General features: G+C 42.8%; 10 protein-coding genes. 7 read left to right on the forward strand and 3 right to left on the reverse strand.

Annotated elements, in window-relative coordinates; all coding sequences use genetic code 11:
- Positions 1-302: 302 nt before the first annotated feature.
- Positions 303-2,294, reverse strand: coding sequence for a transketolase (tkt, locus tag VI01_RS07725; RefSeq protein WP_038644968.1), 1,992 nt, complete (start codon positions 2,292-2,294; stop codon positions 303-305).
- A gap of 273 nt (positions 2,295-2,567) precedes the next feature.
- Here tkt and VI01_RS07730 point away from each other — a divergent pair, with 273 nt between their 5' ends.
- Positions 2,568-3,323: a M48 family metallopeptidase gene (locus VI01_RS07730; RefSeq protein ID WP_045814676.1), complete on the forward strand. Its 756-nt coding sequence runs from the start codon at positions 2,568-2,570 to the stop codon at positions 3,321-3,323.
- A gap of 49 nt (positions 3,324-3,372) precedes the next feature.
- On the opposite strand, the gene VI01_RS07735 is transcribed toward VI01_RS07730, so the two are convergent.
- The gene (locus VI01_RS07735) at positions 3,373-3,783 is read right to left on the reverse strand and encodes a YidB family protein (protein ID WP_045814677.1); all 411 of its coding nucleotides are present in this window, start codon (positions 3,781-3,783) and stop codon (positions 3,373-3,375) included.
- An 867-nt stretch (positions 3,784-4,650) separates the two neighbouring features.
- A complete protein-coding gene (gene speB / locus VI01_RS07740; protein WP_045814678.1) occupies positions 4,651-5,571 on the reverse strand; it encodes an agmatinase in 921 nt (306 codons plus the stop codon).
- A 690-nt stretch (positions 5,572-6,261) separates the two neighbouring features.
- On the opposite strand from speB, the gene VI01_RS07745 reads away from it, so the two are divergent.
- The 6 genes from VI01_RS07745 (at position 6,262) to VI01_RS24560 (ending at position 13,020) form a co-directional block, all read left to right on the forward strand.
- Entirely contained in the window at positions 6,262-7,038 is a 777-nt protein-coding gene (locus tag VI01_RS07745; RefSeq protein WP_045814679.1) for an ABC transporter permease, read from the forward strand.
- Positions 7,035-7,697, forward strand: coding sequence for an ABC transporter ATP-binding protein (locus tag VI01_RS07750; protein WP_045814680.1), 663 nt, complete (start codon positions 7,035-7,037; stop codon positions 7,695-7,697). Before VI01_RS07745 ends, VI01_RS07750 begins: the two co-directional genes overlap by 4 nt.
- Before the next feature lie 28 nt (positions 7,698-7,725).
- Positions 7,726-10,128, forward strand: a complete 2,403-nt coding sequence (locus tag VI01_RS07755; protein ID WP_045814681.1) for a glycosyltransferase — start codon at positions 7,726-7,728, stop codon at positions 10,126-10,128.
- Complete coding sequence (locus VI01_RS07760) at positions 10,128-11,042, forward strand: hypothetical protein (RefSeq protein ID WP_045814682.1); 915 nt, start codon at positions 10,128-10,130, stop codon at positions 11,040-11,042. The genes VI01_RS07755 and VI01_RS07760 overlap by 1 nt, the downstream gene beginning before the upstream one ends.
- Before the next feature lie 35 nt (positions 11,043-11,077).
- Positions 11,078-12,202: a stealth family protein gene (locus VI01_RS07765; RefSeq protein ID WP_052696982.1), complete on the forward strand. Its 1,125-nt coding sequence runs from the start codon at positions 11,078-11,080 to the stop codon at positions 12,200-12,202.
- A gap of 173 nt (positions 12,203-12,375) precedes the next feature.
- Positions 12,376-13,020 carry an acyltransferase gene (locus VI01_RS24560; RefSeq protein WP_052696983.1) on the forward strand — a complete coding sequence of 215 codons (645 nt, stop codon included), beginning with the start codon at positions 12,376-12,378 and terminating at the stop codon, positions 13,018-13,020.
- Positions 13,021-13,052 lie beyond the last annotated feature (32 nt).

A 13,052-nucleotide genomic window follows, 5' to 3' on the forward strand; every position in this document is an offset into this window, starting at 1 on the left:
TTTCGCTGCGTTTTGTACAGGGAATTATTGCCCGCTTAACGTTGCAAAATGATGCCACTGAATTGCAACTGAAACGGTTCAGCTAGAATAAAGCATGCAAGGAATAACAGGAATGATTGCGATCAATTGCGCTGCTGATTATTGGATCTGCGTCACATAATTCGCATGTAAAAATTATTACTTCAGGAATAATTGAACCGTTTCAGGTTTGAGGCGGGAGTTGAAATGAAAAAGGTGCGCATAAATGCGCACCTTCAATAGCGATAATCACCTGTCGGGCCGCCCTTGATGGCGACCGCTGATTACAGAATAGATTTCGCGGTGTTCACCACGTTCTCAACGGTGAAGCCGAACTCTTTGAACAGCAGTTCTGCTGGAGCAGACTCACCGAAGGTGGTCATGCCGACGATAGCGCCATTCAGACCGGTGTATTTGAACCAGTAGTCTGCGATGCCGGCTTCGATTGCCACACGCGCAGCAACCGCTTTCGGCAGTACAGATTCACGGTAAGCCGCGTCCTGCTTGTCGAAAGCATCGGTTGAAGGCATAGACACCACGCGCACTTTACGGCCTTCGCTGGTCAGCTGGTCGTAAGCGGCAACCGCCAGTTCGACTTCTGAACCGGTAGCGATCAGGATCAGCTCTGGCGTACCTGCGCTGTCTTTCAGCACATAACCACCGCGCGCCACGTTAGCCAGCTGCTCAGCGGTACGATCCTGCTGCGCCAGGTTCTGACGAGAGAAGATCAGGGCTGATGGGCCGTCAACACGCTCAATCGCGTATTTCCATGCCACAGCAGATTCAACCTGGTCACATGGACGCCACAGGCTCATGTTTGGTGTCACGCGCAGGCTAGCCATCTGCTCAACCGGCTGGTGCGTTGGACCATCTTCACCCAGACCGATGGAGTCATGGGTGTAGACCATGATCTGACGAATCTTCATCAGTGCAGCCATACGCGCCGCGTTACGTGCGTATTCTACAAACATCAGGAAGGTCGCAGTGTACGGCAGGAAGCCACCGTGCAGTGCCAGGCCGTTAGCGATCGCGGTCATACCGAATTCGCGCACGCCGTAATGGATGTAGTTACCGGCTGCATCTTCGTTGATTGGCTTAGAACCCGACCACATAGTCAGGTTGCTTGGTGCCAGGTCAGCGGAGCCGCCCAGGTATTCCGGCAGGATCTTACCGAAGGCTTCAATCGCATTCTGAGACGCTTTACGGCTGGCGATTTTCGCCGGGTTAGCCTGCAGCTGTTCGATGAACTTCTGCGACTCAGTTTCCCAGTTCGCTGGCAGCTCGTTGTTGGTACGACGCGTGAACTCAGCAGCCAGTTCAGGATGAGCAGCAGCATAAGCAGCAAACTTCTTATCCCATGCGGATTCTTTCGCCTGACCGGCTTCTTTCGCATCCCACTGCGCGTAGATGTCTGAAGGAATTTCAAACGGCGCGTGGTTCCAGCCCAGCTGTTTGCGGGTCAGTGCGATTTCGTCGTCGCCCAGCGGTGCGCCGTGCGAATCGTGCGTACCGGCTTTGTTTGGTGAACCGAAACCGATGATGGTTTTGCACATCAGCAGTGAAGGTTTGTCAGATACGGCTTTAGCTTCTTCAACCGCTTTTTTGATCGCGTCTGCATCGTGGCCGTCTACGCCACGCACCACGTGCCAGCCGTAAGCTTCGAAGCGTGCTGCGGTGTCGTCAGTGAACCAGCCATCAACGTGACCGTCGATTGAGATGCCGTTGTCATCATAGAAGGCAACCAGTTTACCCAGTTTCAGGGTACCGGCGATGGAGCACACTTCGTGTGAGATACCTTCCATCATGCAGCCGTCGCCCATGAACACGTAAGTGTTGTGGTCTACGATGTCATGGCCTGGACGGTTGAACTGTGCCGCTAAAGTGCGCTCAGCGATGGCGAAGCCTACTGCGTTAGCGATACCCTGGCCCAGTGGACCGGTGGTGGTTTCAACGCCAGCGGTGTAGCCGTATTCCGGGTGGCCTGGAGTTTTAGAGTGCAACTGACGGAAGTTCTGCAGCTCGCTCATCGGCAGGTCATAACCGGTGAGGTGCAGCAGGCTGTAAATCAGCATGGAGCCATGACCGTTAGACAGCACGAAGCGGTCACGGTCTGCCCACAGCGGGTTAGTCGGATTGTGGTTCAGGAAGTCACGCCACAGCACTTCGGCGATGTCCGCCATGCCCATAGGGGCACCAGGATGTCCCGATTTGGCTTTCTGTACTGCATCCATACTTAACGCGCGAATGGCGTTGGCAAGCTCTTTACGAGAGGGCATCTTCTACTCCAGGTCGGATTAATGCTCCGCCGCGCTTAACGTATTGTAATTAATCAGTTATCAGGCGAAGCGAGAAAAAAGTCGCACATCAATGTACATGAAAATCGGGGCAAAAGTACATGCGTCGACGTGCTAAATAGCGGGTAAACGGTTGCAATTCGGGGCTTGTCTGCTAGCCAGTGAACAGGATGCACGCTATAACCAAAGCGTTTGAACACCGATCTCAATTTCAGGTGTTTGTTTTCTCTACCTTGTTACGCAAAGGACCTCTCAATGAAAATCCGCGTCACCATTCTTGCTGTGGGAATCGCTTCGCTGCTGAGCGGCTGTGAAGGGATGGACAATAACGCGCTACTGCAATCCGGCGCGCAGGCCTATCAGGCTTATACGTTAAATGATTCACAAGTGAAGCAGCTCAGCGATCAGTCCTGTGCCCAGATGGACAAAGACAACCAGCTCGCACCTGCCAACAGTGAATATCAACAGCGTCTGAACAAAATCGCCGCAGCGCTGGGCGATAATATCAACGGCGTGCCAGCCAACTACAAAGTCTATCTGACCAAAGATGTGAATGCGTGGGCGATGGCCAACGGCTGTATCCGCGTTTACAGCGGCTTGATGGATATGATGACGGATAACGAAGTGGAAGGCGTACTCGGCCACGAAATGGGCCACGTCGCGCTCGGCCATACGCGTAAAGCGATGCAGGTTGCCTATGCCACCACGGCGGCACGCACTGCCGCGGCCTCGGTTGGCGGCGTGATTGGTCAGCTGTCGCAATCCCAGTTGGGCGATCTGAGCGAAAAGCTGGTCAATGCGCAGTTCTCGCAGACCCAGGAATCGCAGGCGGATGACTACTCTTATGACCTGCTGAAAAAGCGCGGTGTTAATCCGCTCGGCTTAGCCACCAGTTTCGAGAAACTGGCGAAAATGCAGCAAGGCCAAACGAGTTCGATGTTCGATTCGCACCCGGACTCCGCAGCACGTGCACAGCACATCCGCGATCGTATTGCGGCAGATGGCAAATAATCGACAATAAAAAGGAGCGCTGATGCGCTCCTCTCTTCCACTTCGACAATTACCGCTTAAACAGATCATCCACCATCGACCCCAAATCCAGCTGGTTGTTGTGCAGACTCTGCTCATCCAGTTGGCCTTGCGGCGACATCTTATCGATCAATTGCGGCAACAACGAGGCCAGCGTGCCAGATGCACCATTCACATCGGTGCCCAGCTTATCAGCCAGCGACTGCAACTCCTCCTGCCCAAAGGCACTCTGAATCTCACCGCCGCCGACCTGTTGATTACCGCCGGTGCCGATCCACGAACCCAGCACCTCACCGAGCCCGCCCTGTTGAAACTTCTGCAGCAGCACTTCGATTCCGCCCTGCTCCTGCACCCAATTCCAGATCGCCTGCAACTGCCCCAACTGATTGCCTTGCCCGTTGCCGTTCCCCAGCGAACCCACTAATTCATCCAGAAAGCCCATGGTGACCTCCAAAGACTATGAAAATGTGATTAACGAAGCGATTAATGACGTACGCATCAAAGTATAGCTACACTCAGCCGATAACAGTTTGTCACTATTCAATTGTCGAAATATTGAGATAAGAAGCGTGATAATGGTCGGAACAAAGCCGTGCGGGGCATGTCATTCTGCATGGTCTACAATGACCTTTTGATTACAGGCGCAGTCAGAGAGAGTCACAGGAGCATCACATATATGCTGACCATTCTGATTATTATCGCCATCGTTATCGCGGTTGTACTGATTGGCGCGTTTCTGGTGATACGTTCCGCTTCGCAGGACATCAACGATGATTACTAGGAACCGGGGAGGTCGAGGGCAAAGGAACGCCCCATTAGTTTTACACTCTGCTTTAGCATCCCACTTATTCTCCCATTCACTCCCCTGCTTTAATGCCTTTTCTGTAGCGTAACGGCGGGATTTATCTCGCTTAAACAAGCTTTTCAAGGCGCCAATACAACACACCTCACAAATTCTCAACATAGTGATACAAACCAGTGAAATACCGTCGATAACTACTTATAGATGAACAGGTATGGAGTATGAAAAAGCAGAAACGTAACGATAGCGTGGGATAATAAATAATGACCGAGTCTGTGCGGGCTAAACGGATGATTCTGAATTCGCTAAGGCAGCAAGAATTGTGTCACAAATAAAATGTAGCGTGGTTCAAATTCTCTGAGAGGAGCCACTTATGCTAACAACTATCATTATCAGCACTGTCGCTTTACTGGCTATAACCGGTTTTGTCGTGGTGCGTTCCGCTATCAACGATATCAACAACGATTATTGAGAGGTGGGCAAGGTTCATACCTCGCCCACAACGGCTTAGCCTTTGTTCGCTGCCTGAACGTGCAGCATATCCAGCGCAATAGTTGCCGCTGCCAATGAAGTCAGATCGGCGTGGTCATAACCTGGTGCTACTTCAACCAGATCCATACCGACGATATTCATCCCCTGCAAACCGCGAATCAACTTGGTGGCTTTATCGCTGGTCAGGCCGCCAATAACTGGCGTACCGGTGCCCGGCGCATGTGCTGGGTCCAGGCAGTCAATATCAAAGGTCAGATAGACCGGCAGGTCGCCCACGGTACGCTTCACTTCAGCCAGGATATCATCCACGCTGCGATCGCTAACCTGTGCCGCATCCAACACGTTAAAGCCAAGGCTCTTATCAAACTCGGTACGAATACCGATCTGCACTGAGTGGTGAGGGTCGATCAAACCTTCTTTCGGCGCAGTGAAGAACATGGTGCCGTGGTCAAAGGTTGGACCGTTGGAGTAGGTATCGGTGTGGGCATCGAAGTGTACCAACGCCATCTTGCCGAAGTGTTTGGCGTGCGCGCGCAGCAGCGGCAGAGTGACATAGTGGTCGCCACCGAAGGTGAGCATACGCTTGCCATTTGCCAGCAGCTTCTCAGCATGAGCTTGCAGCTTGTCAGAGAGATCCTGCGAATCGCCGAAGGCGTAAACCAGATCACCGCAATCCACCACGTTCAGACGCTGACGCAAATCGAAATCCCACGGCCAGCGGCAACCTTCCCAAGCGAGGTTGGTGGAGATTTGACGAATTGCACCCGGCCCCAAACGGCTGCCAGGACGACCTGAAGTCGCGGCATCAAAAGGTACTCCGGTGATGACCCATTCTGCATCGCTGTCGTAGGGTTGGAAATTCACTGGAAAGCGCATGAAACCGAAGGCGTTAGAAACCAGGGAGTTATCGTAATGATTGCCCAGGGTGTTATACATAACTTGTCCTCTTTAGATCCGTGAGTCGGTTAGCCACTAAGGTATAGATGAAAAAAATCCCCTCCGCGTCGTTAGGCCCGACGAGGAAGGGATTTGTTGGGCGCGATTATCGCGAAGATTTAGGTAGTCTGCAATCGGCGCTATCAAAACAAACTCATTACTACTTTTTGTAAAAACCAGAGAAATATCTCGTAGATTGATTCATTAGCCGAATTGATTTCAGTATCAAAAGAGTAGACAGAGTAAAACTTCATAACTAACAACTAATCATTAAATTTCAATAATTTGAATATATTTAGCCATGAAATTTCGTTCAATAGGCCTAACGAATTATTTGCAGAATATTAATAGATGAAAACGTTTAGGATTATTTTGACATGAACTGTAACGTACTGCGTCAAAATTAGGGAAAATTCTTACAGACAACCAGGGAATGGCGGTTCTAGTAGATGCATTCATTTCATTGAAAAGCTTCTAAATGAACAAATTGGCGTCACCTCTTTAACGTGTTCATCAGGTCAAAAAATCTGAACTTGCGTAAAATATGTTGAAAAATTCAGCAGCCCATCCCGTCTGAAAAAACCCCAACCTCTCCCCTACTCCGCCCAAGCTGTGCCCAGTGCATTGGTAGCTGTTAAGCCAAGGGCGGTAGCGTGTCCAAATTCAACCCAATGATAATGAGTTTATGAAATGGCCCGAAGTGGATTTGAAGTCCAACAAGCTGCCGTTAAGGCCTTGTTTTTGCGTGAAATACGCACCCGATTTGGTAAGTTTCGCTTAGGCTATTTTTGGGCGATTCTTGAGCCATCTGCGCATTTACTGGTACTGCTGGGCATATTTGGTTTCATTATGCACCGCACCATGCCGGATATCTCGTTCCCAGTGTTTCTGCTGAACGGCATTATCCCCTACTTTATTTTCAGTAATATTACAAACCGCTCCGTAGGTGCGATTGAAGCTAACCAAGGGCTGTTTAATTACCGTCCAGTTAAGCCGATTGACACCATTATTGCCCGCGCAATGCTTGAAACACTGATCTATGCAGCGGTGTACATTCTGTTAATGTTGGTTGTATGGATGGCGGGAGAATACTTCTCAATAATCAATCTTCTCCAGTTAGTTGTATCCTGGGGATTACTGATAATTTTCTCATGTGGAATAGGGTTAATTTTTATGGTGGTAGGTAAAACCTTCGCTGAGACGCAGAAGTTCTTACCAATACTGCTTAAGCCACTCTACTTCATCTCCTGTATTATGTTTCCGCTGCATTCTATCCCCAAGGATTATTGGCCATATCTCCTGTGGAATCCTTTGGTTCATGCATTTGAATTGAGTCGTGAAGCTGTGATGCCGGGTTATGTGAGTGAGGGTGTGAGCCTTAGCTATCTTGCTCTATGTGCACTCATTACAGTCTTTATAGGTTTATCGTTATACCGTATTCGTGAGGAGGCAATGTTAACCACATGATTAAAATTGAAAACCTCACTAAATCCTATCGCACACCAACCGGCCGACACTATGTGTTTAAAGACCTGAATATTGAGTTACCTAGTGGTAAGAGCGTAGCGTTAGTTGGCCGTAACGGTGCGGGTAAATCTACATTGTTGCGCATGATTGGCGGTATTGACCGCCCAGACAGCGGCAGTATCACCACAAATAAAACCATCTCCTGGCCGGTGGGTCTCTCTGGCGGATTTCAAGGCAGCCTGACAGGGCGTGAGAACGTGAAGTTCGTTGCGCGTCTGTATGCAAAGAAAGATGAGCTTAAGGATAAAGTGGCCTATGTGGAAGAGTTTGCCGAACTAGGCAGATACTTCGATATGCCAATTAAGACTTACTCTTCCGGGATGAAATCACGTTTAGGTTTTGGATTGAGCATGGCGTTTAAGTTTGATTACTACCTGGTGGATGAAGTTACAGCGGTAGGCGATGCGCGGTTTAAAAAGAAGTGTGCGGATATTTTTAGAGAAAGGAGTGTTGATTCTAATATTTTAATGGTATCACACTCTAACAATTCATTAATTGAACATTGCGACATAGCCATCTACATATCAAAAGATGATCGCATTAAATTATATCCATCTGTTACTGAGGCTTTAAATAAATATGCCTCAGAGAATAATTGATAAATTATAATCAGGAAGATTTTTTGAAATGATCGCAGAAGATAGTAATGATCTTGTTTTACTTTTAGGAGAAAAAGCGGGTAAGCAAGCAAGAGATAATGGCTTTTTTTTCTTTGAGCATAGGATCTCCCAAGGCTATAAAAATACATACTTTGTTTACACACATGAAAATATCGATATTAACAAAATAAAAAAATACAAAGAAAACATATTATTAAAAGATAGCAGGAAACACATTTCTACTTTTTATAAAGCCGACTATTTATTACTAAACGATGGTTATTTGGATGTATTTCCAACGACGGGAAAATCACCCTTAAGTAAAGGTTGGTCGCCTATTATTTATCTACAGCACGGGATAATCTCCTACAAGAAAGTACATTTTTACAAAGGGCACTACAATGGAAGAATACGAAGTTTTATAACATCCCTTTCTTCAGAAAAAAATATCGTTTCACAGATCCTACAGCCAAGAAAAGACATAAATCAAACAAAAAAATTAGTACTTAAATACAAAATACCACATTATAATGGATATACATCTAAAGAAGATCTTAAGAATTTTTATTCATTTATTCTTGAAAAATATTATCGAGATAAAAATAGCGTAGATGCTGAAGACCTTCAAACGCTTAAGCGCCTGATTAATAACATTGGTTTCTTAGACATAAGGGTTGTAAACGCAGGACTATCTCGACATAAAAACTTGTCAAACACAAAAAAAACAAATAGAAACATTCTATTCTTTTTCACATGGCGTGAAGAGTGGACAGTAGCAGGTCCTCAGAACAGCTTCTTAGAAATCATAAAAAGCATTAAAAATAGCAAAAGTTTAATGGAATATGCTAAGCGTAAAAAGCTTAACATTGCATTTTATTTACATGAGAAAGTACTTCATCTTAAGGATGATATTAACTCTCTTTTCAATAATGACATATTATTTGTTGGCCAAGAAGATTTCTCCGAAGTATTATCTGATACGGCAATATGTGTAACCGACTATTCTTCAATTTCCTTTGAATTTAACTTACTTAAAACACCAGTTATCTTTTTGCAATTTGACTATGACCAGTATAAGTTCGAACGCGGTCATTTTTTAGACTCACCATATGATTTCAACGGTACTGTTGTTCGAAAAATAAGTGACTTAGAGAGCCTTTTTTCACAAAAAAACATTAGAGACATCTTAAAGAAATCAGCAATAAGTAACCATAGAAAAGTATTACTGGATTACGAAAATTATAAAAATACAAATGCTATACTTGATGACATTGTAAGAAAAAAACAAGAGCACATTGTATATTTTTGTTATAATCTTTATGGGGTAGGTGGTACTGTTCAGACTGTTATAAATCAAGCTAATCACCTCGTAGAACGTGGATATCAAGTCTCAATAATATCACTCAGAAGAACAGCTGAAACACCAAAATTACACTTAGACCCTAGTGTCCGCCTCGAATATTTGAATGATGCCAGAAGTAAAGGTAGACATAGAACTAAATGGGAAAATCACTTAGCACAGTATCCATCACTATTATTCAAAAAGACAGAAGATCTCTATTCTGGCCTTTCATTACTGACTGACTTAAAGTTAAAGAAAGTTTCAAAGACAATTAAAAATGCAACTTTGGTAGGCACATTCCCCGGACTATGTGTTAACATTTTGAAAAATGCTCATAAGAGCAATATTGTAATGGTTCAAGAACACAAGGAATTTAGTTCTCATAGTTCAGAGATTCAAAAAAGCTTAATTAAACATTATAATAAAGCGCACAAAGTAGTAGCACTAACTAAGTTTCAGCGTGAAGAGTTTAATGCCCAAGGTTTCAACAATGTCATTAATATACCAAACGGAATTGAAGATAAGTTAGAATTATTGGCTAGGGCAGGATTGCATAAAAAACAAAAAAGAATCGTTTCATTTGGTCGCCTAGTAAAAATCAAACAATTTGATCTACTTATCCAAGCCTTCTCACACATTGCTACTTCCTATCCTGATTGGAAAGTAGATATATATGGTGACGGGGAAGATAAAGATATGCTGCTCCAAATGATAGACGATTTAAGATTGAATGACCAAGTCACAATTCACTCACCAACATCTTTAGTTTATGAGGAAATTTACAATAGTGCTTTTTGCGCTTTAACCGCATCAAAAGAGCCTTTTGGTATGGTCTATATTGAAAGTTTCAGCATGTCAAAACCAGTAGTTAGCTTTGATATTGGTTATGGGCCTAAAGAGTTTTTAGTTGACGGTTATAACTCATTAATTTCACCATGTTTTGACACGCAAGATTTTGCCAAGAAGATGGAAATGTTGATGACTGATGAAAATCTTCTACAAAAACTTGGTGATAATGCACGGCAAACCTACATTAATAATTATGAAATATCAAAAGTAATGGATAAATTTCTCAGGGAGTGCAAATAATGAGCAGGCTTTCTAAGTTAGTCAGGACTCCTAAACTGTTTTTTAAAGATGCAATAAAAAAAAGAAATAAAAAACACTCTAGAAAACCATTAGAGGTTAGTAAGAAATCCTCCTCGATTAACAAAAAAATCATAAAAACCACATCTAATTTTTTTAATTACAAATACATTAACAAAAAAACCCATCTTGTCATAATTGATGATATTCATGGTGATCACCCGTTTAAACAAAAACTGGTTAATTATCAACTTAGAAGTATAAAAAAGTACACTGATTTTTCAGACATCATCTATATTTCAGATTCTATTGAAAGTAGAACTAAGGCTATAAAATCATTTACAACATATGATGAATTTCATAACAATGTAGTGTCGACCATTTCTCCTCAAAGAGAATTTTTTGTCTTCATTAATTTGAATTTTATATTTTTACAAAATGTTAAACATGATTCATTCATTGATGAAAAAGGCAGATCCTACACATTCATGAAGAGATCGGGCGGATATGAAGAGATAGTCCATGCTGTTATCAATAAAATCAATGGCGAATTCGACTATAACTTCACTCCAATTGAAAATTTCTGTTGCATTGATAACGTAACATTAAACCATTACTATAAAATAAAGAGTGATTTCAGTAATATTTCTGACTTTATTTTTAAGTTCTTACCAGTTATTAACGTATTACATACATCTTCTGATAACATCATAAAATCTCCCGTTCAGTTTGCATATCTGAATGGCGGTTATGAAGAGAAGTTTATTTGGCTTCAATCAGTACATGGTTCCAAAAAATGCCCTATCGGAGTAACGTTCAATAAAATGGATAGTAACACTGATGATTATGAGAAGTTTTTGGGAAGTATTGTCCCTCACAGCGAAAAAGAAGATGGCTTGGTAAAAGTTAGAGCATAGAATATTAATCCCGAGGCTGATACCTCGGGAGTTAAATGAGGCTATTATCCCCGGTGCGAAAAATAAAGAAGCTAGCAACAAAACCCCATATTTTTCTAAGAGACGCATTGTTGAACAAATACCCTCTAATTTTAAATAAGAATGGGGTATCTAATGGTAGTGAAGATGAAATAATCAAATCAATTCAACGGGTAAACTTATCATTCATCCCCGAGTTCGAAATAGATATCGTTTATACCTGGGTGGACTCAAAAGATAAAGATTGGATCAATAAAAAAGACAATTTCATTTCTAATGAACGACAACATGAATTATATGCAACAGAAGATTCAAGATTCCAAAGTCATAATGAAATTTACTACTCATTGCTAAGCATATCTAAGAATATGCCATGGGTCAGAAAAATATATATTGTCACAGATGAACAATCTCCTTTGGTTCCCGATATTATTAAAAACAAAGTAACTTTAATTGATCACAGAGAAATAATCCCCTGTAACTTCCTTCCCACATTTAACTCTCATGTTATAGAAGCTTACTTACATAATATTAAAGGATTATCTGAGAATTTCATCTATTTTAATGATGATTTTTTTGCAGCAAGACCACTTGAATCTTCACATTTTTTTAAATCCAATGGTCTTGCCAGTTTGTTTATTAGTAATTGTAGCATCCGTGAAATGAAAGCTAATGGAAGACCTACAGCTACTCTTCTAGCTTGTACTAACTGTAATGTGCTATTTAATGATAAATTCCAGACAACATTTGATAACACGCTTACTCATACGTATGTACCGTTGAAAAAAAGCCACTATGAGAAAGCTCATCAGCTCTTTGAGAAAGAAATATTATCTTTCTCTACTAATAAATTTAGATCAAATAATGATTTAAATGTTGCGACATTCCTAGTTCCATACTTACAGTATAGCTTACAAAAATCAACGCCAGCTCTTGATATTTGTACCTACTTCAATATACGCTCCCCCTCTGCAAAGACATTTTATAGGGAGTTATTAAACGCTAAGAAAAATCATAAATTGCCACATTCATTCTGCGCAAATGATTTCAGCTCGAAAGAGTTTGATGATAATGACTACCAACATAGCCTAACCACCTTTCTTCAGTCTTTTTTCAATGACTTTCCCCACCAAGAAAATTAATAAAGCTAGTGGTTATATCATAATTATCCCATTAAATTTACACCACAGTTAACAAAGACTTTTTGTAAAGGGTGTTTAGACCTACATTTTTTATCTTATTGCCTTTATGGATCTTCCAAAATAATGGTAGCATCTCTTAACTTTACAGCTTCCCGCCTCAACAAGGTTAAATAATGAGCACAGAGTTCGAAGAGAAGATTAAAGAATTCATCGCAGCTGGAAACATAGTGGAAGGCCGCCCAACTAGAGTTGCTGGTAAGTTTGAGTTGGTTTACCTGAAAGGTAAAAACAGCAAAATTATTTTTGGTAATGGCTCTGTATTGAATAGTGTATCTATAAATATGGAACAGGGTGATGGAAACCTTCATTTTGGTGAAGACACTTACATAAGAGGTCGTTACTTCGTCGGAGCTCAGTCAACAATTGCCATTGGCAATAAAACTGCAATGAATAGACATTCTCTATTTGTAGCAACTGAAAAAGCTTCAATAACCATTGGTAATGGCTGCCTTATTTCTGACATATCTATGTCTACGACTGACTGGCATTCAATTATTGATGATGAGAGTGGAAAACGAATAAATCCTGCAAAAGATATCATTATAGAAGATTCTGTTTGGCTTGGTGAGGCGGTAACAATTCAAAAAGGGATCACTATAGGAAAAAATAGTATTATTGGCGCCAAAGCACTGGTAACAAAACCAATTCCTCCTGGCAGTTTAGTTGTTGGTATGCCAGCGAAAATAATTCGTTCTGGGGTGCGTTGGCAAAGAGAACTTATTCCAATGGACTCGTTGCCTGCAGCTAACTATGAATAAATAATAGTGCAGGCATTAATATATGACTGCAC

Source organism: Pantoea sp. SM3, from assembly GCF_000963995.1.
Taxonomy (GTDB): Bacteria; Pseudomonadota; Gammaproteobacteria; order Enterobacterales; family Enterobacteriaceae; genus Pantoea; species Pantoea rwandensis_B.

Coding starts and splice junctions, on each gene's coding strand:
- tkt (WP_038644968.1), bottom strand. CDS start 2,294: ATGCCCTCTCGTAAAGAGCTTGCCAACGCCATTCGCGCGTTAAGTATG.
- VI01_RS07730 (WP_045814676.1), top strand. CDS start 2,568: ATGAAAATCCGCGTCACCATTCTTGCTGTGGGAATCGCTTCGCTGCTG.
- VI01_RS07735 (WP_045814677.1), bottom strand. CDS start 3,783: ATGGGCTTTCTGGATGAATTAGTGGGTTCGCTGGGGAACGGCAACGGG.
- speB (WP_045814678.1), bottom strand. CDS start 5,571: ATGTATAACACCCTGGGCAATCATTACGATAACTCCCTGGTTTCTAAC.
- VI01_RS07745 (WP_045814679.1), top strand. CDS start 6,262: ATGGCCCGAAGTGGATTTGAAGTCCAACAAGCTGCCGTTAAGGCCTTG.
- VI01_RS07750 (WP_045814680.1), top strand. CDS start 7,035: ATGATTAAAATTGAAAACCTCACTAAATCCTATCGCACACCAACCGGC.
- VI01_RS07755 (WP_045814681.1), top strand. CDS start 7,726: ATGATCGCAGAAGATAGTAATGATCTTGTTTTACTTTTAGGAGAAAAA.
- VI01_RS07760 (WP_045814682.1), top strand. CDS start 10,128: ATGAGCAGGCTTTCTAAGTTAGTCAGGACTCCTAAACTGTTTTTTAAA.
- VI01_RS07765 (WP_052696982.1), top strand. CDS start 11,078: ATGAGGCTATTATCCCCGGTGCGAAAAATAAAGAAGCTAGCAACAAAA.
- VI01_RS24560 (WP_052696983.1), top strand. CDS start 12,376: ATGAGCACAGAGTTCGAAGAGAAGATTAAAGAATTCATCGCAGCTGGA.